This window comes from Streptomyces tritici, assembly GCF_048500665.1.
GTDB classification, from domain to species: domain Bacteria; phylum Actinomycetota; class Actinomycetes; order Streptomycetales; family Streptomycetaceae; genus Streptomyces; species Streptomyces tritici.
The window spans coordinates 312,088-338,839 of the sequence record NZ_CP183183.1 but is presented as its reverse complement, the minus strand read 5'-3'; the positions used below and the strand labels follow the sequence as shown (position 1 = coordinate 338,839).

The 26,752-nt window shown below is 74.0% G+C and carries 30 protein-coding genes; 12 read left to right on the top strand and 18 right to left on the bottom strand.

Annotated elements, in window-relative coordinates; translation table 11 throughout:
• Positions 1-77 precede the first annotated feature (77 nt).
• Entirely contained in the window at positions 78-1,199 is a 1,122-nt protein-coding gene (locus tag ACNJ93_RS01615; protein ID WP_418955485.1) for a hypothetical protein, read from the top strand.
• Positions 1,200-1,253: 54 nt separating this feature from the next.
• On the opposite strand, the gene ACNJ93_RS01610 is transcribed toward ACNJ93_RS01615, so the two are convergent.
• Entirely contained in the window at positions 1,254-2,339 is a 1,086-nt protein-coding gene (locus ACNJ93_RS01610) for a DUF5954 family protein (protein WP_418955484.1), read from the bottom strand.
• A 122-nt stretch (positions 2,340-2,461) separates the two neighbouring features.
• The gene (locus tag ACNJ93_RS01605) at positions 2,462-3,058 is read right to left on the bottom strand and encodes a hypothetical protein (protein ID WP_418955483.1); all 597 of its coding nucleotides are present in this window, start codon (positions 3,056-3,058) and stop codon (positions 2,462-2,464) included.
• A gap of 336 nt (positions 3,059-3,394) precedes the next feature.
• Between ACNJ93_RS01605 and ACNJ93_RS01600 the strand changes: the two genes are divergently transcribed.
• Positions 3,395-3,658 carry a hypothetical protein gene (locus tag ACNJ93_RS01600; RefSeq protein WP_418955482.1) on the top strand — a complete coding sequence of 88 codons (264 nt, stop codon included), beginning with the start codon at positions 3,395-3,397 and terminating at the stop codon, positions 3,656-3,658.
• Between the two features lie 55 nt (positions 3,659-3,713).
• Here ACNJ93_RS01600 and ACNJ93_RS01595 read toward each other — a convergent pair whose 3' ends face one another.
• From ACNJ93_RS01595 to ACNJ93_RS01580, 4 genes are all read right to left on the bottom strand, one after another.
• Complete coding sequence (locus tag ACNJ93_RS01595; protein WP_418961280.1) at positions 3,714-4,598, bottom strand: RNA polymerase sigma-70 factor; 885 nt, start codon at positions 4,596-4,598, stop codon at positions 3,714-3,716.
• 134 nt (positions 4,599-4,732) lie between these two features.
• Entirely contained in the window at positions 4,733-5,941 is a 1,209-nt protein-coding gene (locus tag ACNJ93_RS01590; RefSeq protein WP_418955481.1) for an NAD(P)/FAD-dependent oxidoreductase, read from the bottom strand.
• Between the two features lie 74 nt (positions 5,942-6,015).
• A complete protein-coding gene (locus tag ACNJ93_RS01585) occupies positions 6,016-6,813 on the bottom strand; it encodes an ABC transporter permease (RefSeq protein ID WP_418955480.1) in 798 nt (265 codons plus the stop codon).
• Positions 6,814-6,961: 148 nt separating this feature from the next.
• Positions 6,962-7,228 carry a hypothetical protein gene (locus tag ACNJ93_RS01580; RefSeq protein WP_418955479.1) on the bottom strand — a complete coding sequence of 89 codons (267 nt, stop codon included), beginning with the start codon at positions 7,226-7,228 and terminating at the stop codon, positions 6,962-6,964.
• Positions 7,229-7,268: 40 nt separating this feature from the next.
• Between ACNJ93_RS01580 and ACNJ93_RS01575 the strand changes: the two genes are divergently transcribed.
• A complete protein-coding gene (locus tag ACNJ93_RS01575) occupies positions 7,269-7,538 on the top strand; it encodes a hypothetical protein (protein ID WP_418955478.1) in 270 nt (89 codons plus the stop codon).
• Between the two features lie 51 nt (positions 7,539-7,589).
• On the opposite strand, the gene ACNJ93_RS01570 is transcribed toward ACNJ93_RS01575, so the two are convergent.
• Positions 7,590-8,144, bottom strand: coding sequence for a hypothetical protein (locus tag ACNJ93_RS01570; protein ID WP_418955477.1), 555 nt, complete (start codon positions 8,142-8,144; stop codon positions 7,590-7,592).
• A 115-nt stretch (positions 8,145-8,259) separates the two neighbouring features.
• Between ACNJ93_RS01570 and ACNJ93_RS01565 the strand changes: the two genes are divergently transcribed.
• The gene (locus ACNJ93_RS01565) at positions 8,260-8,994 is read left to right on the top strand and encodes a translation initiation factor IF-2 (protein WP_418955476.1); all 735 of its coding nucleotides are present in this window, start codon (positions 8,260-8,262) and stop codon (positions 8,992-8,994) included.
• 102 nt (positions 8,995-9,096) lie between these two features.
• Here ACNJ93_RS01565 and ACNJ93_RS01560 read toward each other — a convergent pair whose 3' ends face one another.
• Positions 9,097-9,504: a hypothetical protein gene (locus tag ACNJ93_RS01560; protein WP_418955475.1), complete on the bottom strand. Its 408-nt coding sequence runs from the start codon at positions 9,502-9,504 to the stop codon at positions 9,097-9,099.
• Positions 9,505-9,585: 81 nt separating this feature from the next.
• Entirely contained in the window at positions 9,586-10,578 is a 993-nt protein-coding gene (locus ACNJ93_RS01555; RefSeq protein WP_418955474.1) for a helix-turn-helix transcriptional regulator, read from the bottom strand.
• A gap of 63 nt (positions 10,579-10,641) precedes the next feature.
• Here ACNJ93_RS01555 and ACNJ93_RS01550 point away from each other — a divergent pair, with 63 nt between their 5' ends.
• On the top strand, positions 10,642-11,037 hold the full coding sequence (locus ACNJ93_RS01550) for a VOC family protein (RefSeq protein ID WP_418955473.1): 396 nt from the start codon (positions 10,642-10,644) through the stop codon (positions 11,035-11,037).
• A gap of 59 nt (positions 11,038-11,096) precedes the next feature.
• Here ACNJ93_RS01550 and ACNJ93_RS01545 read toward each other — a convergent pair whose 3' ends face one another.
• On the bottom strand, positions 11,097-12,527 hold the full coding sequence (locus tag ACNJ93_RS01545; RefSeq protein ID WP_418955472.1) for a flotillin family protein: 1,431 nt from the start codon (positions 12,525-12,527) through the stop codon (positions 11,097-11,099).
• A gap of 62 nt (positions 12,528-12,589) precedes the next feature.
• Positions 12,590-13,096, bottom strand: coding sequence for a hypothetical protein (locus tag ACNJ93_RS01540; protein ID WP_418955471.1), 507 nt, complete (start codon positions 13,094-13,096; stop codon positions 12,590-12,592).
• Positions 13,097-13,348: 252 nt separating this feature from the next.
• Here ACNJ93_RS01540 and ACNJ93_RS01535 point away from each other — a divergent pair, with 252 nt between their 5' ends.
• From ACNJ93_RS01535 to ACNJ93_RS01515, 5 genes are all read left to right on the top strand, one after another.
• Positions 13,349-14,404, top strand: a complete 1,056-nt coding sequence (locus ACNJ93_RS01535; protein ID WP_418955470.1) for a PucR family transcriptional regulator — start codon at positions 13,349-13,351, stop codon at positions 14,402-14,404.
• Positions 14,405-14,577: 173 nt separating this feature from the next.
• Positions 14,578-15,540 (top strand): DUF2382 domain-containing protein, encoded by a 963-nt coding sequence (locus ACNJ93_RS01530; protein WP_418955469.1) that lies wholly within the window; start codon positions 14,578-14,580, stop codon positions 15,538-15,540.
• Positions 15,541-15,757: 217 nt separating this feature from the next.
• Positions 15,758-16,429, top strand: coding sequence for a helix-turn-helix transcriptional regulator (locus ACNJ93_RS01525; protein ID WP_418955468.1), 672 nt, complete (start codon positions 15,758-15,760; stop codon positions 16,427-16,429).
• 98 nt (positions 16,430-16,527) lie between these two features.
• A complete protein-coding gene (locus tag ACNJ93_RS01520) occupies positions 16,528-18,006 on the top strand; it encodes a glutamate--cysteine ligase (protein WP_418955467.1) in 1,479 nt (492 codons plus the stop codon).
• 3 nt (positions 18,007-18,009) lie between these two features.
• Entirely contained in the window at positions 18,010-19,104 is a 1,095-nt protein-coding gene (locus ACNJ93_RS01515; RefSeq protein ID WP_418955466.1) for a chemotaxis protein, read from the top strand.
• Here ACNJ93_RS01515 and ACNJ93_RS01510 read toward each other — a convergent pair.
• From ACNJ93_RS01510 to ACNJ93_RS01485, 6 genes are all read right to left on the bottom strand, one after another.
• A complete protein-coding gene (locus ACNJ93_RS01510) occupies positions 19,098-19,637 on the bottom strand; it encodes an NUDIX hydrolase (protein WP_418955465.1) in 540 nt (179 codons plus the stop codon). The genes ACNJ93_RS01515 and ACNJ93_RS01510 overlap by 7 nt on opposite strands.
• A complete protein-coding gene (locus tag ACNJ93_RS01505) occupies positions 19,634-20,173 on the bottom strand; it encodes an NUDIX hydrolase (protein WP_418955464.1) in 540 nt (179 codons plus the stop codon). The genes ACNJ93_RS01510 and ACNJ93_RS01505 overlap by 4 nt, the downstream gene beginning before the upstream one ends.
• Before the next feature lie 110 nt (positions 20,174-20,283).
• Positions 20,284-20,910: a dihydrofolate reductase family protein gene (locus tag ACNJ93_RS01500; protein WP_418955463.1), complete on the bottom strand. Its 627-nt coding sequence runs from the start codon at positions 20,908-20,910 to the stop codon at positions 20,284-20,286.
• 91 nt (positions 20,911-21,001) lie between these two features.
• Positions 21,002-21,577, bottom strand: coding sequence for a GNAT family N-acetyltransferase (locus ACNJ93_RS01495; protein ID WP_418955462.1), 576 nt, complete (start codon positions 21,575-21,577; stop codon positions 21,002-21,004).
• A gap of 63 nt (positions 21,578-21,640) precedes the next feature.
• The gene (locus tag ACNJ93_RS01490) at positions 21,641-22,309 is read right to left on the bottom strand and encodes a response regulator (RefSeq protein WP_418955461.1); all 669 of its coding nucleotides are present in this window, start codon (positions 22,307-22,309) and stop codon (positions 21,641-21,643) included.
• Positions 22,306-23,433: a sensor histidine kinase gene (locus tag ACNJ93_RS01485; protein WP_418955460.1), complete on the bottom strand. Its 1,128-nt coding sequence runs from the start codon at positions 23,431-23,433 to the stop codon at positions 22,306-22,308. The genes ACNJ93_RS01490 and ACNJ93_RS01485 overlap by 4 nt, the downstream gene beginning before the upstream one ends.
• A gap of 196 nt (positions 23,434-23,629) precedes the next feature.
• On the opposite strand from ACNJ93_RS01485, the gene ACNJ93_RS01480 reads away from it, so the two are divergent.
• Positions 23,630-23,962, top strand: coding sequence for a DUF6223 family protein (locus tag ACNJ93_RS01480; RefSeq protein ID WP_418955459.1), 333 nt, complete (start codon positions 23,630-23,632; stop codon positions 23,960-23,962).
• A gap of 6 nt (positions 23,963-23,968) precedes the next feature.
• Here the strand turns inward: ACNJ93_RS01480 and ACNJ93_RS01475 are convergent, their stop codons facing one another.
• Positions 23,969-24,985 carry a helix-turn-helix transcriptional regulator gene (locus tag ACNJ93_RS01475; protein WP_418955458.1) on the bottom strand — a complete coding sequence of 339 codons (1,017 nt, stop codon included), beginning with the start codon at positions 24,983-24,985 and terminating at the stop codon, positions 23,969-23,971.
• A gap of 146 nt (positions 24,986-25,131) precedes the next feature.
• Here ACNJ93_RS01475 and ACNJ93_RS01470 point away from each other — a divergent pair, with 146 nt between their 5' ends.
• Complete coding sequence (locus ACNJ93_RS01470) at positions 25,132-26,544, top strand: aminopeptidase P family protein (protein WP_418955457.1); 1,413 nt, start codon at positions 25,132-25,134, stop codon at positions 26,542-26,544.
• Positions 26,545-26,752 lie beyond the last annotated feature (208 nt).

The window sequence follows — 26,752 nt, the reverse complement described above, 5'->3', positions numbered from 1 at the left end:
ATCGCGGCGAGACGTCAGCGGGGTGGGCCGGAACCTGGCAACCTGGCGGGACGCCCACCCGCCCAGGAGGAACCGCCGTGACCGAAACCCTGAACGACGCTGTCGACGCCGGTGACGACGACGCCGCCGACCGGGAGGCGGTCGAGCGCGACCGGGCCGAAATGCGGGAGTTCATCAAGGGGTTGAGCGCGGACGACATCAAGTCGGGGAACTGGTTCACCAAGCTCTGCGCCCACGCCATGAGTTCGTACACCGACAAGGTCGACTGGCGGTACTTCCAGGAGCGCTACGAGGGCGTGCCGGCGGATGCCGTCGTCGACCAGCGCATCAAGATGGCGGCTCGGTACGCCGCGCTCGAAGGCGGGCTCTCCGCCGGGGCGTACTCGGCGGCGGTCGTCGCCACCCTCGGCAGCCTCGGTGGCGCATCCCCGGCGACCGTCCCGGCCGCCGTCGCGACGCTCATGGTCGACGTCGCCTTCATCACCCGGCTCCAACTCCGCCTGGCGTACGACATATCGGTGCTGTACCGGGTCCCGCTCGACCTGTCCGACCCGGACGACCTGTGGAAGCTCATCCGGGTGGCCTTCACGATCAAGAGCGGGGAAGTGGTCCGGGAAGGCGTGGTCAAGGCGGTGCCGGTCGTGGTGCGGCCGTTGATCAAGCGCTTCTACTCCGGGGCGGTGCTGAGCGCTGCGAAGGGGCTCCCCTTCGTGGGGAAGTTCCTGCTGCAGCGCAACGTCATCAAGATCGGTATCCCCGTGGTCGGCGTTCCCCTCGCGGTCGTGCTGAACCGCTATACGACGCTGCTCGCGGGGCGGCACGCGCAGGCCGTCTTCCGGAACGAGGCGCGGGTGATCGAGGTCGCCGAGGGCCTGAGCGAGCGGAGCCGGCACCCGCGGTTGATGCTGTGGGTCGCCTGGCTGGTCATCACGGCGGACCGGAAGATCGCCGACGACGAGGCGCTGTTGATGCGGCACCTGGTCAGACTGGTCAGAGAGCGGCACCAGGTCGTCGAGGAACGGCTCGCCCGCCTCGTGGACATCGACCACGCCGAGGTGTGGGCCCAGTTGGACGCCGAACCGGGCGACCTGAGCGACCTCCTCGACGCGGCCGACCGGGTGGCCACGGTGACCGGCGACGCCAACGCCCGCAGGAAGGCCGTCCTCGCGGAGCTCCGGGACCGCTGCAGCCGAGCCTGACCGGCAGCGCTGCACCAGCGGGCCGCCGGGACCCGGCGGGCCGGCCGGGTGGGCTCAGTCCTCGTCGCTGTCGAAGTGGACGGTGCCGTCCTCGTCGAGCACGGGGTGGAGGCGTTCGGGGCCGTGGTCGGCGACGTCGGAGGGACGCGGCCCCTCGGGCCCGTCGGGTCCCCAGCGGAGCAGGCGGCGGGTGCGGACGATCCTGTACTCGGTGCCCAGGACCTCCAGTCGGTCGACCCGGCCGGCGCGCAACCGGTCGGCGGCCTCGGCGTACGCGATCAGCTCCTCGGCGGTGTCAGGGGTCCGCGCGGCGGCCTCGGTCCGGGCGTCGACGTGCCGGCCGGCGGCCATGGGGATGAGCCCGTCCCGGCGCGGCGCGAACCACGTCAGGGAGAAGTCCAGCGACCTGCGGGCGCCGTGCGCGGTGGCGTGCGGGCCGCTGATCGGGTGCCAGCCGGGGCCGTTCTTCTCGACGACCGTGAACGTCGCCGGCAGCAGCAGGACGTCGGGGTGGGTCCGCAGGGCCCGTCGGGAGTCGCCGCGCACGTCCTCGGGGAACCGCGAGCCGGTGTGGGCGAAGCCGCGCAGCGCCAGCCGTTCCGCGGCCTGGGCCGGGGTGACCGGTGCGTCCGGGTCCAGGACCAGGCCCTCGTCGACCTCCGCGCTCCTGCTGCCGGGGCTCCAGTCGGGGACGAGGGGTTCCGGGTCGGTCGGCCGCGGGCGCTCGATGCCGTCGGCGCCCAGGCCGGCGTACTCGTCGGCGCGCACGATACGGAAACGCGTGCCGTCCACGGCGAGTTCGTCGACGGGCTCGCTCTCCAGCCGGGCGACGGCCGCGAGGAGCGCACGGCGCTCCGCTCGGTCCTGGGCCTTGTCCTTCGCGCGGAACCACAACAGCGAGTTCAGGCTGTCGCGGGCCGCCTGCGGGCAGCCGGCCGAGATCGCGACGACCACCCGCCACCGCTGCCCGTCGCCCTCGTCCTGCGCGGCGACCCCGAACATCGGCCCGCGCACCGCCACGGAACCGGCCCGCACCGCGGCGTCGACCGCGTCGGCCTCCACCGCGGCCTCGACCGGCTCCACCGGAACCCGCACCACCAACGGCCGCGCCCCACCGGGCCACACATCCCCAAGCTCCATGCCCCCATCGTGCCGACCGGGCACGCATCCCATGCGGGTTCGCCGGAATCTCTCCGTCTCGGCGGCAACCTGTGCAGGTGACCGGCGGGCCGCCCCGCCACCGCGGAACCCGGGTGCACCGGTCAGCGCTGGGGCCCGTGGGTCGCGAGCCAGCTGAGGGCTTCCCGTTGGAAGTGGGGGTCCTTGTAGAAGTTCTCCTTGGCCACGCTCTCCAGTGTGTGGAGGACGTCGGGGGAGGTGGCGGGGTCGCGTACCGCGTAGACGGCCGCGCCGGTTTCGTAGGTGTCGGTCAGGAGCCAGACGCTGTTGTCCAGGGCCAGCGCGGCGAAGCCGGGGTGGCCGGAGCGGACGCCCAGGAACGAGGCGGCACCGGCGCCCATGAGGTCCCACCGGTCCAGGAGGCGGACCCGGCGCCAGACGTGCATCGTGCGGCGCCGTCGGTCCTCCTCGGCGGTCCAGGTTCCCCGGGGCAGCATGAGGAGGAACTCGCCGTTCTCGTCGATCAGGCCGGAGGACGTGGCGAGGTCGTACCAGGCCGCGTTGAGGCGCTCCACGAACCGCGGGTCCCGGTAGTCGACGAGGCAGAAGCCGAAGGACCGCTCTCGTTCCCAGCCGAGGACGTGCGGGATCGCCGAGGCCGGCGCCGGCTCGGGCAGTACCTCGATGCCGGCGCGCAGCAGCGGTCGGAGCACCTTGCGGTGTCTCTCCTGTCGGCCCATGTCGTCACCCCCCGTCGATGCTCACCGGCACGGAGATCCTAGGGTGCCGGGTATGACGGGGTGGATCCGCAGTGGCGTCATGGCGTGAGTGGACGGGAAGCGGTACGAGGACGAGACGGTCCTCGTGTACTTCAAGGGCCTCGGGCTCCCCGAGATCGTCGAAGGGCTGACGGCCGCGGACCGGCCGCCCTTCGCGCACGGCGGCAGCGTGGCGCCCGGCCGCTGGGGGACGGTCGTGCACCACATGCACACCCCCTCGCAGGGCGACTTCGCCCCGGTCGACCACCGGTCCTTGTGCTCCGCCGGGGGCGAACTGGTGGTCTTCGAACCCCATCCGTGCATCGCCAAGGCGCACGGCTCCAAGGCGTACCACTTCCGGGACGGACGCGCGTCTCCTGCGTCGACTACGAGGATCCCGCCCATGTCGGCGAGCACTGGCCCAACGAGCTGGCCCCCGTCATCACGGCCGCGGCGCTCGACGTCGACGCCCCGGACTTCGAGGAGCGGCTGACCCAGGTGATCAGCGACCACCTGGGTCTGCCGGCGCTCGACCGCGGCTCCCTCACCGTGGACCGCGGCATGATCGCCGCCTCCTTCTAGCCTCATCGCCGCTTACTTCCCGGCCGCCCCGCGCGGCGGCCGGGAGCCGCGCGGTTCAGCGCAGGGTGAGCGGGGTCTCGGACGTGAGGTGGGTCAGCTTGCCCGGGTTGCGGACGTAGTAGAGGCCGGTGACGCGGGCGTTCTCGACGCTGAGCGCCATGACGCCGTCGACCTCGCCGCCCATCCGGACCAGCAGGGCCGGGTGGCCGTTGACCAGCGTCGGTTCGGTGGTGAACGCGCCCGCGAACCTGCCGATGCCGCCGGCGAACATCCGGGCCACCCGCTCCGCCCCCACCACCGGCCGCAGCGCGGCGTGCTTCACGCCGCCGCCGTCGCTCATCAGGACGACGTCGGGGGCCAGCACCGCCAGGAGTGCCTGGGGATCGCCCGTCTCGGCGGCGTACCGGAACGACTTCAGCACCGCCCGGCTCTCGTCGGCGGTGACGCGCCGGCGGGGACGGCGGGCGTCGACGTGCCGGCGGGCGCGGTGGGCGATCTGGCGGACCGCCGCGGGGCTCCGGTCGACGGCGGCCGCGATCTCGTCGTAGCCGATGTCGAAGACCTCGCGCAGCACGAAGACGGCCCGCTCGGTCGGCGACAAGGTCTCCAGGACGAGCATCAGCGCCATCGACACGCTCTCGGCGAGCTCGACGTCCTCGGCGACGTCCGGGGCGGTGAGCAGCGGCTCGGGCAGCCACGGGCCGACGTACGCCTCCTTGCGCCGCTGCAGCGTACGCAGCCGGTTGAGCGCCTGGCGGGTGGTGATCCGGACCAGGAACGCGCGCCGGTCGCGTACGTGCTCGTGGTCGGCCCCGGCCCACTGCAGCCAGGCGTCCTGGAGGACGTCCTCGGCGTCGGCCGCCGATCCGAGCACCTCGTAGGCGACGGTGAAGAGCAGGTTGCGGTGGGCGAGGAACGCCTCGGTCGCCGGTTCGTCGATCGCCGGCTTCTCGGAGGCGGGTGCGTCGGGCGCCGGATTCTCGACGGCCGGGCTCTCGGCGGCCGGTTCCCCCTTCACGGGCTCCTCGGAGCGTTTTTGCCCGTCCACGGCCGGGTCCTCGCCGCGCGTACCGGTCACGCGGTCCGGCCGGCGGTGGCCGGCGCCTCGGCGCGGTGGACGCGCAGCAACTGGCGGCGCTTGGCGACGCCGCCCGGAATGCGGTGCAGTCCGAACGAGCCCGGCTTCTCCGCTTCTCCCGACAGGTGCTTGGGAATGCCCGCGCACACCATCTCCTTGATCCTGGCGCCCAGGGCGTCGTCGATGTGCAGCCACACCGCGACGTCGGACCTGTTGGCGAACTGGTAGATGCCCGCGTTCCGGCCGAGGCTGATGCACTGCGCGTACATCGACTGGTGGAGGTGCTCCGGCTCCTCGCCCGCGAGCCGGCTGAGCACGGTGTCCGCGGCGCGCGCGCCCAGCGGCGTGGCGTTCAAGCAGCTCATCCGCAGCGGCAGGCCGGACGGCGCCGCGGAGTCCCCGGCCGCGAGGATGCGCGGGTCGTCCACGCTCGTCAGCGTCTCGTCCGTGAGCAGCCGCCCCACCGCGTCGGTGCTCAGCCCGCTGCGCGCGGCCAGGTCGGGCACGCCGAAGCCGACGGTCCACACGGTCACCTCGCTCGGCAGCTCACGTCCGTCGGCGAGCCGCACGGTGTCGGCGGTCACGGCCGTCACCTTCGCGCCGGAGCCGTCGACGACCGTCACACCGAGCGCGGCCAGCCGCTTCGCGACCGAGCGCCGGCCCCGCGGGTGCAGGTACGGGCCGAGGACGCCGCCGCAGACCAGGGTCACCCGGCGCCCCGCTTCGGCCAGCTCGGCGGCGGTCTCGATGCCGGTGGGGCCGGCGCCGACCACCGTCACCGGGGCCGTCGCGGGCGCGGCGTCGAGCGCCGCGCGCAGCCGCCGCGCCTCCTCCAGGGTGGCGAGCGGGTGGGCGAACTCGGCCGCCCCGGCGACGTCCGGTTCGGCGCTGCCGCTGCCGACCGCGTAGATCAGGTAGTCGTACGCGAGGGTGCCGCCGGCCGCCAGGGTCACACTGCGCGCGGCCGCGTCGATCCGGGTCACGCTGTCGACCGTCAGCCGGATGCCGGGCGCGAGCACGTCCTCGTACGCGACGATCGCGTCGTCGGAGCCGCCGACCAGCTGGTGCAGGCGGACCCGGTGGACGAGCTCCGGGCGCGGGTTGACCAGCGTCACGGACACGTCGTCGCGCCGCGTCAGCCGGTTCGCGGCCATCACGCCCGCGTAGCCGCCACCGATCACGACGACCTGCGTGTTTCCCGACATGGTGCCTCCTCCGTTGGCAGGGTTCGGCCATAAGTCACCGCCGGCTGCGCGGTTGTGACAGGTTGTGAGCCAGATCACGTGACGCCCTGTCGCGTGTGGTCCTCGCGCCGGTGGAGCCTGCCGCGGGCGGCGAGTTCCAGGGTCAGGGCGATGGCGAGGGCCTCGACGGCGAGCAGCGCGACGAGCACGAACAGTTGCACCGCGCCCGCCATGAGGGGGGAAGCGCCGCCGAGGAGCATGCCGACGAAGGCCCCCGGCAGCGTGACCAGGCCGACGGTACGGGTCTGGTCCAGGGCCGGCAGCAGCGCGTCCGACGTGGCGGCGCGGGCCACTTCGAGCCGTGCGTCGCGCTCGGTGAGCCCGAGGGCGAGGCCGGCCTCGACCTCGCCGTTCCGCTGGGCGAGTTCGTCCAGTGCCCGGCGTCCGGCGAGGACCGTCGCGGTCAGGGCGCCGCCGATGAGGATCCCGCTCACCGGGACGATGGCGATGCCGGGCACGGCCAGCAGCCCCGCCCCGACGAGGCCGGCCACCGTCGGCACCACCGGGACCGCGAGGGGCAGGGCCGCCCACCACCAGGTCCGGTTCTTGGTGATGCGGCGGCCGGCGGTCCGGGCCGCGACGGCGAGCATCAGGAGGAGGAAGCCGACGAGGGCCGCGGTGTGGTGCACGGCCCAGCCGATCACCACCGACACCGCGGCGAGTTGCACGGTCGCCCGCAGTCCGGCCGTCAGGATCTCGCGGGCCCGCCCGGCGGACCCGTCCGGACCCAGCCGGAAGACCGTGGCCACCGCGGCGGCCACGAGGAGCAGGACGACGAGCGCCACGGCGAGCGAGGCGTCGACGGGCAACAGGGTTTCGGCGGCGAGACGCATGTGGCATCGCTACCCCGCGCGACGACCGGTCCGCACCCCCGTACGACGGCCGGTACGCACCTCGGCACGACGGCCCGTTCGCACCCGCGCGCGACGGCCGGTCCGATCCGCTCCGCGTGCGACGGCCGGCGGCTCGAGTGTCGTACCGTCAGCCCGCCTCGGCGTCCGCGCGCCGGTTCCGGTGGAGCTGCCAGGTGACGTACGCCAGGAGCGGTACGAGCGTGGGCGGCACGGTCCACCACGGGAGCTCCCACCACAGGGCGAGGGATCCGCCGAGGGCCGAGGCGATCACGGTGGCGGCGAACAGCGGCTTGCCCAGACGCCGGGTGAAGCGCTCGTGGTCGTCCGGGCGCGCGCACCGCACCGCCCCGAACGCGAGCGCCAGGGCCGCCAGCACCCCTGCGGCGGTGCCCACGGCGGGGCACGGCCTCGCGCCCTCCCGGTACGGTCGGGGCATGGACGACCGCATCAAGCCCACGCTCGACGAGATCGAGGAGCGATTCGTCGCGCTCGTCGCGGGCCGACTGTCCCGGGACGAGGCCGATCGCTGGGCGGCGCGATGGGTGGAGGACGGGCTCGTCCGGGACGACCTCTCCTGGTGGGCGCTGAACCTGCTCCACGGAATCGATCTCCCCGCGGACGCGAGCGGCGGCCACCTGCACGACGACGAACAGGTGCGCGCCTGGCTCGCCGAGTTGAGGCGCAGGCGCCGCCCGACCGCCTAGCGGGTTCCGCAGGCCCCGCGTCGCCGTCCGGTCGCGACGCCGGCGGGGGAGTCAGGCGTCGAGGTCGTGCAGTCGGTCGTCGCACAGGCCGGTTCGGCAGCACACGGGCAGCCAGTCGGCCGCGAGTTCCCGGACGCGCTGCAGGCGGGCCCGGTCGGGTTCGATCACCGTGAGGATCTCGAACGCGGAGCCGACGGCGGCGAGGGAACGATTCGCCGTCACCTCCTCGTAGAGGAGCCACAGTCCCTCCAGGGCCCGGGCCCGGCACAGCTCCGGAAGGTCGAGGCCGTGACGGGCGGATTCCCCGTCCGTACCCTCGCCGGCCACCGTGGAGTGCAGAAGGTCCAGGAACCACTCCCTGGCCGCGAGGGGGACCTCGCCGTCCGCGAGGGCCGCCAGCGCGACGGAGGTCACCGCCGGCGCCGGCTCCCACAGGACCACCGGGGACCAGACGTGCTCCTCGAGGCTGACGAGACGCGGTTCCCGCGCGGACCCGCTGCCCGCGAGCGCGAGCAGATCCCGGGCCACGTGGTCCGCCGGACCGCCGCACCCGCACAGCATGCCCGGCCAGTCGTGACCGGCGATCTCCCGCTCCACACGTCGCATAGTCCCCTCACCTTAGGCGGTGCCCCGCCGGCGCTCCCCACTGAGTACGATCGCCTACGTAGGTCTGAGTACGTGAACGGTCGTCCGCCTCGTCCGGCGCCGGAAGGGTGGGCGCATGCGCCGACTGCTGCTGCTCGCCCCGCTGTTGTTGTTCACCGCCGGCTGCGGCGTCCTGCAGTCCTCCGCGGGCGAGGCGACGGACGTCGCACGGGAGGCGGCCAGGAAGGCGGGCGAGCGGCTCCACAGCCAGCGCCCGCGTACGGCGGAGGAGGTCGGCCGCTCCGCCTCCGGCATCGACGGCGTGGAGGTGCTCCGGATCACGGGCACCGCGACCCACGACGGGGACGGCGTCGACGTCGTCCTCCGCACGTCCGGCTCGGCGTACAACGGGCTGTTCGACATCGAGGAGGTCGTCGTACGGCGCTGCTTCTCGCTGCGGGTGTCGCCCAAGGCGGAGTGGGGCCAGGACCCGCGTGACGTGGACTGCCCGGACAACCCTCCGCTGACGTTCCCGCCGCCGCCCGCGCCGCCCCGGCTGCCGTACGAGGAGCTCCGCGCGAAACTGCCCCGGGTGCCGAAGGGCGGCCGGGTGGACGAGGCCGAGGTGCGCCGGACGCTCGCCGCCCTGGACATGGACCCGGCGATCCGGACCGAGGTGAAGGCGGACGGCGACCGGGTCGGCGTCCTCCTGTCGGTCGAGGGCAACGGCTTCGACCCGCAGGACTGCCTGCTCGCCCGCGTGCGCCCCGGCGCCACCGAGGTGTGGTCGCCGTCCCGGATCCAGCGGATGCCGGGGGAGGGCGGCTGCAGCGTCGGCAACGCCCTGGACCCGCTCCCGCCGCCGCACTGAGCGCCTGCCCCGGAGCAGGTGAACCCCACGGCTGACGGGAGCCCGTGAACCCCGGCCGCACCCGCCCGGACGGCACCTGCCGGAACCGGTGCCGGGCGACGCCTAGTAGACGTAGCAGAGGCTGCTGTAGCCCCAGACGCCCGTGCGGCGGTTGGTCAGCAGGTACCACTCGCTCGTGCCGCCGCCCTGGGGGCACGAGACGTAACTGCCGTTCACGACCTGGTGGATCGTCGCGCCGTCCCCGGGGTAGCCCAAGCCCTTGACGCCCGCGGTGAGATACGGGCCGGTCCGGATGCGTACGCCCGGCTCCTTGAAGTCGCTCACCCAGTCGGCGGGCGCCGTCGCCGCGGCCGGGACGCCGTTCGCGGCCGGGGCGGTGGTGCCGGCGCCGGCCGCCGCCGGCTGCGCCGTGAGGGTCGCCGTGGCGACGAGGGCGGCGGCGAGGACGCCCACGGTGAGGCTCGACCGCCGCAGGCGGCGGGTTCCCTGCGCTGTCGTGATTCGTTTCATCGGTTCGCGCGTCTCCCGTTCTCGGGTTCGTGACCGGGTGCATTGCCGCACGCCGTCGTGAACGTCGGATAAACGAGCCGGTCAGCCGTGTGCGGGGGAAAGGGATGGAGGGTCGGACCGGTCGTCCCCGTTGAGCTCGAAGAGCTCCCGGGTGCGGCGCAGCAGGGCCTCCCGCACGGTGTCCGGCTCCAGGACCCGCAGGGGAGTGGCCAGGCTCAGGAGGTACTTGGCCAGGCCCTCCGCGTCCGGTCCGCCGATCTCGACGATCGTGGCGCCGGGGCCGGCGGGACGGTGGACGCCGACCGTCGCCGGAATCAGGCGCAGTGCCTCGTCCATCGACAGGGGGAGACGGATCGTCGTGGTGAGGGGGTAGGCGCCGGCCGCCATGGAGCGCGAGACGAGCAGCGCCGGGTCGGGCGGGTCGACGAGTTCCACCGGCTGCCCGGTCGGCCGCAGCCGCTCGACCCGGTCGGCCCGGAAGGTACGCCACTCGTCCCGCGCCACGTCCCTGGCCGCGAAGTACCAGCGACGGCCGGTGTGGACGAGACGGTACGGGTCGATGTCCCGGACCGTGACCCGCCCTTCGCGGTCGCGGTACGACAGCCGGGCCCGCTCCTCCCGGCGGCACGCGACGGCCAGTTCCAGCAGCATGCCGGGCTTGATCTGCGGCTCGTCGCGCCTCGGCGTGTGGACGAACGCGTCGTCCATCTCGGCGAGGCGGCGCGCGACGCGCTGCGGCAGCACCTGACGCAGCTTCAGCAGCGCGGAGAGCGCGGCCTGGTCGCTGCCGAGCGCGCCGCTGAGCGCGGCCTCGCGCAGCCCCACGGCCACGGCGAGCGCCTCCTCGTCGTCGAAGGTCAGCGGCGGCACGCGCGTTCCGGCGCGGAGGCGGTACCCGCCCCACGGCCCCGGATCGGACTCGACCGCGTAGCCGATCTCCCGCAGCCGGGCTATGTCCCGGCGCACCGTGCGGTCGGTGACCGCCATCCGCTCGGCCAGCTCGCCGCAGGTCCACGACGGCCTCGCGGCCAGCAGGGAGACCAGTCTCAGCAGGCGGGCGGACGCGGCGATCACGTTCTGGAGTGTTCCACACGACCAGGACCGAACCTGTCCTGGTCCCGGCCTAGGGTCCTCGCCATGACCACGGAAACCACGGAGAACACCTCCGCACCCGCGTTCCGCTACTCGGCCGTCACCTTCGACTGCCCGGACCCGGCCGAGCTGGGCCGCTTCTACGGCGAGGCCCTGGGCCTGCCCGTCGCGTACGCCACCGACGACTTCGTCTTCCTCGGCCAGGAGGGCGCGACCGGCCTGGGGTTCAGCCGGCTGGCCGACTACCGCCGGCCCACCTGGCCGGACCCCGCCCAGGAGAAGCGCGCCCACCTCGACCTGGGTGTCGACGACCTGGACGCGGCCCAGGACCGGCTGCTGGCCCTCGGGGCCACCCTGCCCGACTTCCAGCCTTCGCCGGACCGCTGGCGGGTCCTGCTGGACCCCGCGGGCCACCCGTTCTGCATCTCCACCCTGGCCTGAGGTCAGGCGGTCCGGAGCCCGGAGGGCACCGGAGGGCACCGCGGGGCGGCCCGTACGCGTCAGTCCGTGAGTTCGACCGGCGTGCTCCGCTGCTCCCGGGCCGGGGCGGGCTCCGGAGCCGGCTGCTTGCCGGTGATGTCCTTGAGGAGTGCGGCGAGGTCGACGCCCGTGGCGGCGGTGAGGAGTTCCATGCCCTGGCTGACGTTGTCGGTCACGGTCCGGGTCAGCCGGCTCGCCCCGTCCGTCGAGATCACGGTCATCTTGTCCACGGCGGCCAGCGGCTCCGACGCCTTGGCGACGACCTGGGGCAGGACCTCGACCAGCATCTGCAGCACGGCCGCGTCGCCGTACTGCGCGAACGCGTCGGCCTTCCGACGCATCGCCTCGGCCTCGGCCGTGCCCTTCGCCCCGATGGCGGCGGCCTGCGCCTCGCCCTCGATGCGGACGGCCTCGGCCAGGGCGGCGCGCCGGGCCTTCTCGCCCTCACCGGTGAGCCTGGCCCGTTCCGCGTCGGCCTCGGCCTCCTTGACGAGGGCGATCCGACGGGCCTCCGCCTCCTGCTCCGCCCGGTAGCGGGCCGCGTCGGCGGGCTTGCGGACCTGCGTGTCGAGCTGACGGTCGGTCAGGGCGGCCTGGCGGGCGGCGACCTTCTCCTGCTCCGTCAGGATGTCCTGCCGGCGTGCGGCCTCGGCCATCGGACCGGCCGCGTTGGCCTGCGCGGCGGCCTCGTCCGTCTGCGCCTTGATCTCGGCCTGCTTCAGGTACAGGGTCCGCTGCGCGACGGCGATCTCCTCCTCCGCCTTGAGCCGGGCCTGTTCGGCGGCGCGCCGCGCGACGGCCTCGGCGATGTCGGCCTCCTGCTTGGCGCGGGCGGCCTCCGGCCGGCCCAGGTCCTCCAGGTAGGAGCCCTCGGTGGTGATGTCCTGGATCTGGAAGGCGTCGAGCACCAGGCCCTGCCCGGAGAGGCTGGCCTCGGCCTCCTCCGCGACCTGTCCGGCGAACGCGGCCCGGTCCCGGATGATGTCCTCCACCGACATCCGGCCCACGATGGACCGCAGTGCTCCGGACAGCACCTCCTGGGTGAAGCCGACGATGCCGTCCTGCTGCATCAGGAACCGCTGGGCCGCGGCCCGGATCGAGTCCTCGGTACCGCCGACCTTGACGATCGCGACACCGTCGAGGTTGGCCTTGACGCCGCGCAGCGTGACCGCGCCCCGTACTGCGACGGGGATGTGACGGCTCGACAGGTCGAGACTGAACTTCTGCTGCACGAACGGCACGACGAAGACACCGCCGCCGACCACGACCTTCTGGCCGCTGTTGTCGGTGAACACCCGCCCGGTGGCGGGATCGGTGGACTTCTTGCCGCGCCGGCCCGTGACGATGAACGCCTCGCTGGGCCCCGCGACCTTGTAGCGCGAGACGACGACCAGGCCCAGCAGGACGAGCAGGGCGACGAGGCCGAGGACGGACAGGAGCACAGGGCTCATGACAGAACCCCTTTCGATCGGAACCGGACCATGAGGAGGGCGGGTCGGGGACGTGGCGGCGGTCAGCGTTCGACGGGGCGGACGGCCACGGACGTCGGCGACAGCACCGCCTCGACCCAGACCTCCGTGCCGCGCGCCAGGGGCACGTCGGACCGCGCCGCGAACTTGACCGGCTGGCCCGCGAGTCGCAGCAGGACTTCGCCGTAGCCGCCCGCCGGTACGGCGGTCACCACCGAGCCCGAGGTTCCCGTCAGGTCCTCGCCCCGCGGTGCGGACGCGCCCCCGTCGCGCGTCAGCGCCCGGCCGAACGTCCACGTCAGCCGGGCAACGCCCGCCCCCGCGACCGCGCCCGCACCGGCGGCGACCCCCGCCCCCGTACCGGTGGCCCCGAGCACGATCGCCCCCGTGAACCCGAGGGCCGACACGAACCCGGCGATCGCCGGCAGCGACAGAAACCCGTCCGGCGCCCCGCCGAAGCCGTCGAGGACCCCCTCCACCACCCCGTCGAGGACGAGGGCCAGGACGAGGAGCACGAGGCCGGCACTGCCGAGACCGAGAAACCATCCCATGTGCGCCACCCGCTTCCTGCGTCCGTTTCGCCGCCGTTTCCGCCGCCGACGGGATGGTGGCACGGACGGGGGCGGGCGTTCACTGCCGGAATCCGGCAATCTTTATGCGTTCTTGATGCCGTGCTCGTGCGGTCTGCGGGAGCCCGTCGCCGCGAGCGGCCGCCCGAGGGCTCCGACGATCTATCGTGCGGGGTGGGGAAGCGGCCGCACCGGCGGCGGCGAGGCCGGCAACGGCTCGACGGGGGTGGAGAGATGACGAAGGACGGGGACGTGGCGGAGTACGAGCGGCTGCTCGTGGACGTCGCGGCGAGCGGGCGGCGGCTCAACCGGGACGAGGTGGAACGGCGCCGGGAGGCGGGGGAGCGGGCCGCGCGCGAGGGGCTGGCCCTGCGGGTGCTCATCGGCCGGCATCTGGCGGCGGTCCGCGAGGCGTGGCCGGAGCGGCCCTTGTCGAGGCGGGCGACGCTGGACCTCCTGGCCGTCGTGGAGCAGTCCGTGGACGCCTTCGCCGGCGGGTTCGAGCGGGCGCAGCGACTGGCGGTACGTCAGGAGGAGGCGGAGCGGCGGGAGTTCATCGACGACCTGCTGTACGGGCGCAGCGACCTGGGGCGGATCGCGGAGCGGGCCGAGCGTTTCGGGCTGCGGCTCTCGCAGGCGCACGCGGTCGCCGTGGCGCGCGGTCCGCAGGCGTACAGCGAGGCCGACCCGGTCGCCCAGCGGGTGGAGCGGGCCATGATCGGCAGGTTCGGCGACCGGCACGTCCTGCTGACGACCAAGGGCGGGCGGATCGTGTGCGTCGCCCCCGGCGACCAGGAGGACGTCCTCACGTACTTCGCCCGGCAGGCGTTCGCCGCCACCGGCGGCGGTCAGGCGGCGATCGGCCGCCCCCAGCCAGGCCCGCGCGGTGTCGTCCACTCCTACGAGGAAGCCCTCGGGGCGCTCGAACTCGCCGACCGCCTCGACCTCGACGCGCCCGTCCTGCGCGCCGCGGACCTGCTCGTCTACCCGGTCCTCAGCCGGGACCGGCAGGCCATGGAGGACCTCGTCGGCAGCGTCCTCGGGCCTCTGAGGGCGGCCCGGGGCGGTGCGGAACCCCTTCTGGAGACGCTCACGGCGTACTTCGACTCCGGTTGCGTGACCGCCCGGGCGGCCCGCCGGCTGGGTCTGTCCGTACGGGCCGTCACGTACCGGCTCGACCGCATCCACCGGCTCACCGGCGCCGATCCCGCCGACCCCGCGAGCCGCTACACCCTGCAGACCGCCGTCATCGGCGCCCGCCTCCTCGGCTGGTCCGCGAGCGAACGGTGAGGGGCCTGCCACGGGTCACGTCGGGTGCCCGGGTCGCCTCCCGCCCGCCCGGACGGTTCCCCGCACTTGAAGGCTTGACTGAACTGTCAAACAAATTCGGGAGTTTCTCCGCGTTTTCATGCACCTCAGGCGGTTAGTGGCGGTGTGACCGCATCAGCGTCAGGAGGGTCACCATGATCGCCCGGGAACAGATCGCCACCGTGCTGGACCATCCCGTCTACGACACCGAAGGAAAGAAGATCGGTGACGCCAAGCACGTCTTCGTCGACGACGTCACCGGCCGGCCCGAATGGGTCACCGTCAAGACTGGCATGTTCGGCAGCAGTGAATCGTTCGTGCCGATCAAGGACGCTTCCGTGATCGGGGACCACCTGGAGGTCCCCTACCCCAAGGACCGGATCAAGGGCGCGCCGCACGTCGACGTCGACGGCGGGGGCCACCTCGACGCGAGCGAGGAGCAGCGCCTCTACGAGTACTACGGCATCGCCTGGGACGACGCCTGGCAGCGGGCCAACGAGCCCGGCGAGGGCGGCTGGGCGCACGGTCAGGCCGACACCGCCGACGACACGACCGGCACCGACATGTCCGGCATGACGGGTACCACCGGTGCGGCGGGCGCCGCGGGCATGGCGGGCACGGCCGGCATGGCGGGAACCGCCGGCATGACCGGCCGGTCCGAGCGCGACCTCACCGCCGAGGAGGCCGGCATGGGGCGTTCGGCTCCGGCGGCGGGGGACGACGCGATGACCCGGTCCGAGGAGCAGATGCACGTCGGCACCGAGCGGGTCGAGACCGGACGCGTACGGCTGCGCAAGTACGTCGTCACCGAGGACGTCCAGCAGACCGTGCCGGTCCGCCACGAGGAGGTCCGCGTCGAACGCGAGCCGATCACCGACGCCAACGTGGACCAGGCTCTGTCCGGCCCCGAGATCTCCGAGGCGGAACACGAGGTCACCCTGCACGCCGAGCAGCCCGTCGTCGAGACGCGGGCCGTCCCGGTGGAGCGGGTCAGGCTGGAGACCGACGAGGTCACCGAGCAGGAGACCGTGACCGGTCAGGTCCGCAAGGAGCGCATCGAGGTCGAGGCCGAGGACGTCGACGTCGACCAGGACCGCGGAGAAGGACGCCGCGCCTGACAGTCGACAGGTCCCTCGTACCAGCGGCGGAACCCAGGGAAGGAGTCTCCCTCCGGCCCGTCCGGCACGGGCGCCGCGTGGGAACGGCCGAGGCCGTTCCCACCGGTCTGCGCACGCCGCGCGTCAGTTCGGCTGCCGCGCGGCGCTCCCGTGGTCCCGCTGGGCGAGCCGGGCCAGGGCCACCGCGCCGAGCAGGAGGCCGAAGTCGCGCAGTGCGATGTCGTCATGCCCCGGCGTCTCGGCCGTGGCCGCTCTCGACGAGCCGACCCGGCGCAGGCTCTACGAGCACGTCGTGCGCCAGACGGCGCCGGTCAGCCGCGACGAGGCGGCCGCCGCGCTCGGTCTGGCGCGGAAGACCGCGGCCTTCCATCTCGACCGCCTGGCCGAGGAGTCGCTGCTCGACGTCGTCTACGAGCGGCGCAGCGGACGTACCGGCCCGGGCGCGGGCCGGCCCGCCAAGCTGTACCGGCGTTCCGGCCGGGAGGTGAGCGTCAGCCTGCCGGAGCGGAACTACGAGCTGCCCGGACGCCTCCTGGCCCAGGCGCTGGAGGAGTCCGAGGCGACGGGCGAGCCGGTGCGGGACGTGCTGCACCGCCGAGCCCACGCCTGGGGCGCCGGGCTGGCCGACGGCCCCGGCACCGGCGTGTTCGCCCTGCTCGAGAAGTGCGGGTTCGAGCCGCGCCACGACGGTGAGGCCGTCGTCCTGGGCAACTGCCCCTTCCACGCGCTGGCCCGGGAGCACACGCAGACGGTGTGCGGCATGAACCTCCACCTGCTGCGCGGCGTACTGGAAGGGCTGGACGACGACGGCTACGAAGCCCGTCTCGCGCCGAGCCCCGGTCACTGCTGCGTCCGGCTGGAGCCCAAGGCTCCGTCGTCGGACGGCTGAGCCCGCAGCCGGGCGAGGCCCCCGCAGGCGAGGGCGGGTCCGGAGTGGCAGGCTGAAGGTGAGCTTCGTGCCGAGGGGACCGAGACTCGGGAGGCCGCATGGGACGCGATGTGCCGGCTCTGGTGTTCACCCGTGACGACCGTCGCCAGTTCCGGAGCAAGATGCACGCGTGCCTCGACGCGCTCGCCCGGATGCTGCGCGACGCCCGCTTCGACTTCGAGCGGCCCCAGGTCGGCCTGGAGATCGAACTCAACCTCGTGGACGGCGCCGCCGAACCGGCCATGCGCAGCACGGACGTGCTGCAGGCGATCGCGGACCCGGCCTGGGCGAGCGAGCTGGGCCGGTTCAACCTGGAGATCAACATCGAGCCGCGCCGGCTCACCGCGGGCGGCCCGGACTCCTGGGAGCGGGAGATCCGCGACGCGCTCAACCACGCCGAGGCGAAGGCCGCGGAGGTCGGCGCGCACCTCGTCATGATCGGCATCCTGCCCACCCTCGACCTCGCCGACGTCGGGCCCGAGTCGCTCTCCGAGAACCCCCGCTACGTCCTGCTGAACGAGCAGATCTTCGCCGCCCGCGGCGAGGACCTGCTGATCTCGGTCGACGGCGTGGAGCGGCTGCGCACCTACGCGGAGACGATCACCCCCGAGGCGGCCTGCACGAGCACCCAGTTCCATCTGCAGGTGTCACCCGACGAGTTCGCCGACTACTGGAACGCGGCCCAGGCGATCGCCGGCGTCCAGGTGGCGCTGGCCGCGAACTCCCCGTTCCTGTTCGCCAAGGAGCTGTGGCGCGAGACGCGCATCCCGCTCTTCGAGCAGGCCACCGACACCCGCCCGGACGAGATGAAGGTGCAGGGGGTGCGTCCCCGGGTGTGGTTCGGCGAGCGGTGGATCACCAGCGTCTTCGACCTCTTCGAGGAGAACGCCCGCTACTTCCCGGCCCTGTTGCCGCTCTGCGACCCCGAGGACCCGAAGGAGACGCTCGACAACGGCGGGATCCCGGGACTGGCCGAACTCACCCTGCACAACGGCACGGTCTACCGCTGGAACCGCCCCGTCTACGCCGTCGTCGACGGCGTCCCGCACCTGCGGGTGGAGAACCGGGTGCTGCCGGCCGGCCCCACGGTGGCCGACGTGCTGTCGAACGGCGCCCTGTACTACGGCCTGGTCCGCGCCCTGGTCGACGAGGACCGGCCCGTGTGGACCCGCATGTCCTTCTCGGCCGCCGAGGACAACCTGCACGCCGCCGCCCGGCACGGCATCGACGCCCATCTGTACTGGCCCGGCACCGGCGAAGTCCCGGTGACGGAACTGGTGCTGCGCCGGCTGCTGCCGCTGGCCGAACGCGGGCTTGAGCGCCTGGGCATGGACGCGGCCTGGCGCGAGCCGCTGCTCGGGATCATCGAGCAGCGCTGCGTGACCGGACGCAACGGGGCGTCGTGGCAGTCGGAGATGTTCCACCACTTCCACGACATCCACCACCTGAACCGGCACGAGGCGCTGCGCCGGATGACGCAGCAGTACATCGACTTCATGCATCTGAACGCGCCGGTGCACACCTGGCCGGTTGAGTGAGCCATGCACCCCGTGCTCAGCGATGACACGCTCGCCGAGCTGCGGCAGCCACGCCCCTATCCGGCGGTCTCCCTCGTGATGCCCACGCACCGCCGCGCACCGGAGAACTCCCAGGACGCGGTCCGGCTGCGCAACCTCGCCGCCGCGGCGGTGAAGGCCGTCGAGGACGACCCGGACGTGCCGGGGGAACGACGGCGCGACGTGCTCGACCAGCTGCGCCGGGCCGTGGCGGAGGTCGATCTCGTCCACGCCGAGGACGGGCTGGTCGTGTACGCGGCGGCGGGCGAGCACCACGTGTGGTCGGTCGCGCGGCCGGTGCCGGAGCGCGTGGTCCTCTCGGACACCTTCCTCACCCGGAACCTCGTCGCGGCCCGGGCCGCCGAGCAGGCGTACTGGGTCCTGGCCGTGGCGGCCGACCGGGTCTCGCTGTGGAGCGGCGACCCCGACCGCGTCACCGAGGCCGCACGGGACGGCTTCCCGCTCACCCGGAGCCCGGAGGACCCGGACGTGGAGCGCCGGGAGCGCATCGGCGACGTGCCGGGCGCCTTCCAGGACGAGGCCACGCGGCGCTTCCTGCGCGAGGCGCACGCGCGGCTCCGGGCGGTCCTCGCGGCCGATCCGCGACAGCTCTATGTCCTCGGCGCCTCCGTCGCGCTGTCCTGCCTGGAGGAGGTCGCCCCTCTCGGGCCGGACGCCCTGGCCGTCCCCCGGGGCGGCCTCGCCGACGGTCCGGCCGCCGCCGTGCGGGAGGCCGTGGAGCCGCAGCGGCGGGCGTGGCTGGCCGCGGCGACGACGACCGTGGTCTCCGAGCTGAACGCGGCACGGGGACGCCACGACTACGCCGGCGGCATCGACGAGGTCCGGCGGTCCGTGAACGAGTCCCGCGTCCGGCTGCTCGCCGTGGAGGAGAACTTCCGGACCGTCGTGCGCGAGCGGGGCGGTCACCTGGAGCCCGCGGACACCGGCGAGGCCGGCGCCCGGGACGACATGGTCGACGAGCTCGTCGAACACGCCCTGGAGGCCGGTGCGGAGGTCGCCTTCGTCCCCGACGGCACCCTGGCCGACCGGGGCCGCATCGCCGCCGCCCTGCGCTACTGAGCCGCGCCGGCGACGGGCGGCGCGGGGACCAGACGGAGCCGGTCGGCGGTCGGGCTGTGGGCGACGGGGTCGCCCGGCTCCTGGAAGTGGAGGGCGAGGCGGGCTCCGGCGCGGTGGGCGTCGAGGCCGGCCCGGCCGTAGGCGACCATGGGCGCCGGCAGGCGGTCGAGCGGGAACCAGTCCATGGCGTCGCAGACGGCCGGCTCCATGACGCGCGGGCTGCCCGTCCACCGGCGCACCTCGAAGAAGAAGCCGACCCGCGCGGCTCCGGACGGGGCGCGGTGGTGCACGGTCACGGCCGCGCGCACGGCGGCCGGGTCCACCACGAGCCCCGTTTCCTCGTGGGTCTCGCGCACGAGAGCCGTGACCACGTCCTCGTGCGGGCCGTCGAGGTGCCCGGACGGCAGGTGCCACAGGCCCGACGCGTAGACGGGGCCGGCCCGGCGGGACAGGAGGACCTCGGGACGGCCCGCTTCCCCGGTGCGGAGTGCGATGAGGTGCACGTCCAGGGGCTCCGTGTGGCGGCCGGTCACGGGGACCAGCCCATTTCGGAGTAGGCGCGGCCCGCGCGGATGCCCTCCAGGGCCGTGCGCGCGTACGGGACGAGGTCGGCCGGCAGGGCGTCCGGGTCCCACCACTGCCACGCGGCGCACCGGTCCGGTTCGCGCAGTTCCGGGGTGCCCTCCCAGCGGCGGGCGCGGAAGACGAGCTGCAGCCGCGGCCGGCTCCCGGCGGCGTCGGTCACGTGGACGGTGTGGACGAGTTCCGCGTCGGCCGGCTCGATGACGAGCCCGGCCTCCTCGTACGCCTCCCTCACCAGGCACGCCGTCGCGGACTCCGCCTCGCAGTGACCGGCCAGGAAATGCCACTGACCGCCCGCGAACACGGAGTCGGGGTGCCGCAGCCCCAGCAGCACCTTCCCGTCGCGCTCCAGGTACAGATGCACCCCCACGACATGCGGGACGCCGCGCGACGGCGCCGGCTCCGCGGAGGCGTGGACCGGCGGGTCCGCGTCGTCCGGCTGCGCGCGGGCGAGGTCGTCGAGGTCGTCGGGGGAGTCGTGGAGCACGGGGGCCTCGTTTCGCTCGGCGGGCGGGGGCCGGGGCGGTCCCTGCGAGGGTTCAACGAGGGAACGGGGGCTCTCGAACGCATGTGTTTCGGACTTCTCCGCGGCGGCCGCTACGGCGCCTGGTCCTCGTCCTTCGGCAGGTGGCGCTTCGCGTCCTCGTACGTCGCGTCGTCCGGCGCCGACGCGGGCGCGTACACGAGATCGAGGACGCCCGTCCCGAAGGCCCGGGAGGACAGGAGCCGCAGAGGGACCGGCGTCTCCGACTCCTCGAAGAGGCGCAGGCCCTTGCCGACGACCACGGGGTGGACCAGCAGGTTCAGCTCGTCCAGCACCCCCGCGGCCAGCAGTTGGCGCACGACGGACACCGAGCCGCTGATCGCGATGCGGGTCTCTCCCGGCTCCGCCTTCAGCGCCCGTGCCGCCGCCACGAGCTCGCCCCGCAGCAGCTCGGAGTTGCGCCAGGTGAAGGCGAGCCGCTGCCGCGAGACGACGATCTTGCGCGCGTCGCCCAGGAGCTTCGCGAACGGGGCGTCCTCCCCGCCCGCGGCCTCCCGCTCCGGCCACGCCCCCGCGAAGCTGTCGTACGTCCTGCGGCCGAGGATCAGCGTGTCCGCCCGGCCCAGGACGGCGTCGACCGCGGCGCCCATCTCGTCGCTGAAGTACGGGAAGTGCCACAGGTGCGGGTCCTCGACGACGCCGTCGACCGAGAGGAACAGCTGGGCGACGATCTTTCTCATGGTCACGCTCCGAAACCTGTCGTTTCGTTCTGGCCGGAAAACCCCCTGTGGATCTCCGCCGACGGACCCCCGCCCCCCGTCGAGCGCCGGTCTAGGTGCGCAGGTCGAGGCGCATCAGGATCCGGGGATGGCCGGCCAGTACCGAGGTGGTGTCGGCCACGTGCCGGAAGCCGGCGCGCTCGAAGTTCTTCCGCAGGCCCGCGTACGCCATCGTCAGGTCGACCTTCGCGTCCCCGTTGTCCAGGGGGTAGGCCTCCACCACCGGCGCCCCGTGGCTGCGGGCGAACTCGACCGCCCCCGCGATCAGGGCGTGCGAGACGCCCTGCTTGCGGTGCCCCGGCCGGACCCGGACGCACCACAGCGACCAGACCGGCAGGTCGTCCACGTGCGGGATCTTCCGGTTCCGGGCGAAGCCGGTCTCCGCGCGCGGCGCCACCGCCGCCCAGCCGACGGGCTCCTCGCCGTCGTAGGCGATCACCCCGGGTGGGATCTCCGCGCGGCACAGGCCGGCCACATACTCGCCCCGGGCCGGGCCGCGCAGCTCGTTGTTGAGCTTGGACGGGATCCGGTAGCTCAGGCACCAGCAGACGTTCGCCCCCGGCGACTTCGGCCCCAGGACGGCGCGCACGTCCTCGAACTCCGACGCCGGTCGCACTTCGATGGTCACCCCTCCACGATCTCACGACGCCCCGGCCCGGGCCCCGGGAAGGTCTCCCGTGTCGCGCCGGGCTCAGCGCGCCCCCGGCGTCACCAGGCCCGATTCGTAGGCGTGGATGACCAGTTGGGCGCGGTCCCGGGCGTCGAGCTTGGTCATGGCGCGGTTGACATGCGTCTTCGCGGTCAGCGGACTGATCACCATCCGCTTGGCGATCTCCTCGTTGGACAGGCCCTGCGCCACCAGCACCACCGCCTCCCGCTCGCGGGCCGTCAGCTCCGGCAGCGTGCGCGCGTCGTCCACGGGCCGGGACGGCGGCTCCGCCATGTACCGCTGGATCAGCCGGCGGGTGACCGAGGGCGCGAGCAGTGCGTCGCCGCGCGCCGCGACCCGAACCGCGTGCAGGAAGTCCTCCGGGACCACGTCCTTCACCAGGAACCCCGCCGCGCCCGCGCGCAGGGCGTCGAACACGTACTCGTCGAAGCCGTAATTGGTGAGGATCACGACGTGCGTCCCGGCGAGGTCCGGGTCCGCCGCGATGCGCCGGGTCGCCTCGATGCCGTCCATCACCGGCATCCGTATGTCGATCAGGGCCACGTCCGGCCGGTGCTCCCGGGCCAGCGCCACGCCCTCGGCCCCGTCCGACGCCTCCGCGACCACCTCGATGTCGTCCTCCAGGTCGAGGAGCGCGCGGAACCCGCTGCGCAGCAGCCGCTGGTCGTCCACCAGCAGGACCCGGATCACGACGCCTGCTCCACGGGCAGCTCCGCCTGGACGGTGAAACCGCCCTCGCCGCGCGGCTCCGCCCGCAGCCGGCCGCCGAGCGCGGTGACGCGCTCGCGCATCCCGAGCAGCCCCACGCCCGGCACCGGCGGGGCGTCCGCCCTCGCCCGGCCGTCGTCGTCCACCCGCACCGCGAGCGCGTCCGGCCGGCAGTCGATCCGCACCGACGCCGTGCCGGCCCCGGCGTGCCGGGCGACGTTCGTCAGCGACTCCTGGACGATCCGGTAGACGGTACGGTCCACCGCCGCCGGCACGTCCTGCGGCCGGCCCTCGATCGTCAGCGTCGCGTCGAGGCCGAACGTACGGGCGCGCTCCACCAGTTGGGGCACGTCCTGCAGGCCGCGCGGCGGGGCGGTGTCGTCGTCCCGCAGCGCCTCCAGGGTCGCCCGCAGCTCGCGCGCGGCCTCCCGTGCCGCCTCCTGGATCGCGAGCAGCGCCTCGGGCACCTCCTCGCCGCGCTTGCGGGCCACGTGGACGGCCACCTCGGCCTGCACCTTGACGATGGAGATCTGGTGGGTGAGGGCGTCGTGCAACTCCCGCGCGATGTGCAGACGTTCCTCGTCGGCGCGGCGCCGCGCGGTCTCCTCGCGGGTGCGCTCCGCCTCGTCCGCCCGCTGCTCGGCCTGCCGCAGTGCCTCGCCCGCCGCCGCGGCCGCGACCAGCCAGGCGATCTGCAGCGCCCCGCGGGCCTGCGCGAACGCCTCGCCCGTGTCGTGGAGTCCGGACGCCAGCGCGGCGAGGGGCAGCGAGGCCAGGACGGCGACGCTCGCGACCAGGGTGGCCACGCGGTGTCCGGCGCGTACGGCCGCGTACACCGCGAACAGGAACGCGACGGCGGCCACGTCGAAGCCGACCGCCTGGTAGCCCGCCGCGCTCACCCCCGTCACGGCCAGGACGGGCACCGGCGCCCGGCGGCGGGCCGCGAGCGCGAGCCCGCCCGCCGCCAGCAGCGCGTACCCGGTAAGGGCGCGGACCGGCTCCGCGGGCGGACCGGACAGCCCGGTGATCAGCAGCGCCGCCGCCACGCCGAGGGCGATCGCCCAGTCGACGGCGACGGCGGGTGTCCGGGGCTTCCATGCGCTCATGTGCGCACCCTAGCCGCGGCCGCCCGCCCGGCGGGTCCGTCCCGGGAACGAGCGGCCGGCTACCACGCGCGCAGTACCCGCCCGCCCGCTGCGGTGCCCGCGGTAGCGGCAAGTGTCTGCGGCTGCCGGACGACGGAGCAGGGCGGCGGAGGACACGATCGGAGCGTTCTCGCAGCACTCGTCGAAGGAGCACCCCATGTCCGTCAGCACGCTTCAGCTCGCCGCCGACGCCTACTCCATGGGCGCCGGCCGCCTCGCGTCCGCCCTGGCCGCGGTGATCGGGCTGGCCGGCGCCGTCCTCGGCGGGCTCGCCGGCCGGGGCCGCTCCTGGGCCGGCCGCAACGGCTCCCTGGTCGCGCTGGTCGCCGGTCCGCTCGCCGTGGTCGTCGGCGCTCTCGTCGTCGTCACCGCGGAGGGCGGCCTCGGCACCGGCAACGGTCTCGGCGGGGGAGTCGTGGCCATGATCTTCGGTCTGCTCAGCACCGGCCTCGGATGGCGTGCGCGGCGCGTCGCCTCCCGCGCGGTCTGAGCCGGTTCACAGCCAGCCCTTCCGCTGCGCCTGCAGCGCCAGCTGGAAGCGGTTCGCCGCACCCACCCGGGCCATCAGGATCTGGAGCCGCCGGAAGAACGTCCGGCGGCTCACGCCCAGTTCACGGGCGATGGCCTCGTCGCTCGCCCCGCCGGCGAGCAGCCGCAGCAGCCGGCGGTCGGCGGGCGGGAGTCCGGCCGGGGCGGCGGAGGGACCGGGCGCACCGCCGTGGAACGGGAGCGCGTTCTGCCAGGTCTGTTCGAACAGGGCGACCAGCGCGGAGAGCAGCCCGCACGGCTGCACGACCAGCATCGTGTTGAGCACGTCCGCCTCCCGGATCGACAGGGACACCAGCGCGAACGCCTCGTCGATGATCAGGAGCTTCACCGGCACCGACGGCAGCACCCGCGCCTGCTCCCCGGCCTCGATGCACGGCTCGATGATCTCCGCCAGCCGGCCCGGCTGCTCCAGCGAGGCCCGCGAGTAGACGACCCGCTGCGTGACCCCGCGCGCCAGCGTGGCCAGCGCGTCGTCGGTCGCGCCGGGCTGCGGGAAGTACGGGGGCGACTCCAGCTGCCGGATCTGCTCCCGGGCGCTCGCCCAGGCGTGCCGCATCCGCGGACCGATCGCCTCGCCGGTCACCACCTCGACCAGATCGTCGTTGTACGCGGCGAGCCGCTGCCGCCGGAACGACTCGAACGCGCCGCCCACCGTGATGCGCGACTCCTCCAGCTCCGCCGCCCGATGGCGGGCCAGGATCTCCAGTCCGGCGGCCGGCGGCACCGGGGCCACCACGTCGCCGCCCTCCCCGCCCGCGCTGGCCAGCCCCGCGTCGACCAGCTCCCCGTACGCCGCCGTCAGCCCGGGGCCCTCCAGACCGGCCGCCGCGCCGACCTCGCCGAGCGGCGCGGGCGCCCGCTCCAGGAGCGCCCGGTAGACCCGGACCGCGTCGGGGCCCACGCCCAGCAGGCGCAGGGCCTCGCCCAGCCTCTCGTGCGCCGCACGCCGTATCGCCCTCGTCATGTCCGTCATTATCGGCGTCCCGGACCGACGTCATGGCCGATCAGTGCCACTGGCACCGCGCGGCCCCGCGGCGGGCCGCGCCGCAGTAGCGTCCCGACGACCCCCCGCAGGGGGCCACACGGACCTAGCGGAAGAAGGTGCACGACGTGGCGAAGCGTCGGAAGAACGGCCTCTACTCGGAGATCTCCGACGAACTGTCCGCCCTCATGCGGACCGGCTGGGCGGACACCGAACGGCACGACCTCCAGCCGGACGAGCAGGCGCCGTACGCGGCCCGCCGCCGGGCCGCGCTCTCCGCGCGCTTCCCCGGCGAGCGGCTGGTGATCCCCTCGGGCAACCTCAAGGCCCGCTCCAACGACGACACCTACCCGTTCCGCCCGCACACGGCCTATGTGCACATGACCGGCGACCAGGCCCGCGACGGCGCCCTGGTCCTGGAGCCGCGCGCGGACGGCGGCCACGACGCGTACTGCTTCCAGCTGCCGCGCGACGAGCGGAACAGCAACGAGTTCTGGATCGGCTACACCGCCGAGCTGTGGATGGGCCGTCGCCGCACGCTCGCCGAGGCGGAGCGCGTGCTCGGGCTGCCCTGTCGCGACGTCCGCACCGCGGCCTCGGACCTGGCCGCCGGCGGCTCGGTGCCGACCCGCATCGTGCGCGGTGTGGACCCGGCCCTGGAGGCCGCGGTGACCACGGACGAGGAGCGGGACTTCGAGCTGGAGGAGGCGCTGAGCGAGCTCCGCCTGATCAAGGACGACTGGGAGATCGGGGAGCTGCGCAAAGCCGTCGACTCCACGGTGCGCGGCTTCACCGACTGCGTCGCCGAGCTGTCCCGGGCGGTCGCCACCTCCGAGCGCTGGATCGAGGGCACCTTCTTCCGCCGGGCGCGGGTGGAGGGCAACTCGGTGGGCTACGGCTCGATCTGCGCCGCCGGCGAGCACGCGACGATCATGCACTGGGTCCAGAACGACGGCCCGGTCCGTCCCGGCGAGCTGCTGCTGCTCGACGCGGGCGTGGAGACCCGCAGCCTCTACACCGCGGACGTCACCCGGACCCTGCCCGTCAGCGGCACGTTCACCGAGGTGCAGCGCCGCGTGTACGACGCGGTGTACGAGGCCCAGGAGGCCGGTATGGCCGCGGTCAAGCCGGGGGCCGCGTACCGCGACTTCCACGAGGCGGCCCAGCGGTACCTGGCGGAGCGGCTCGTCGAGTGGGGCTTCATCGAGGGGCCGGCGGACCGGGCGTACGAGCTGGGTCTGCAGCGCCGCTTCACGATGGCGGGCACCGGCCACATGCTCGGCCTGGACGTGCACGACTGCGCGGAGGCGCGGACGGAGGAGTACGTGGACGGGGTCCTCGCCCCGGGCATGGTGCTCACGGTCGAGCCGGGCCTGTACTTCCAGCCCGACGACCTGACCGTGCCGGAGGAGTGGCGCGGCATCGGCGTGCGCATCGAGGACGACCTGCTGGTGACCGAGGACGGCCACGAGAACCTGTCGGCCGGTCTGCCGCGCACGGCGGACGAGGTCGAGGCGTGGATGGCGCGGCACGCGGGCTGACGCCCGGATCCGCAGGCCCTGAGCCTGAGGGGCGCGGAGCATGAAAGAAGTCCCGGTGCCGGACACGGGGGATACCCGGCACCGGGACTTCCGTTGAAGATTCTACAAGGGTGGGAGCGTCCTTCGCGACACCCACTCGGGTGGAACGCGTCTCATTCGCTTGACCCTCCCGCGCGGCGGTGCAGGAGGGTCGGGCCTGCCATGTACC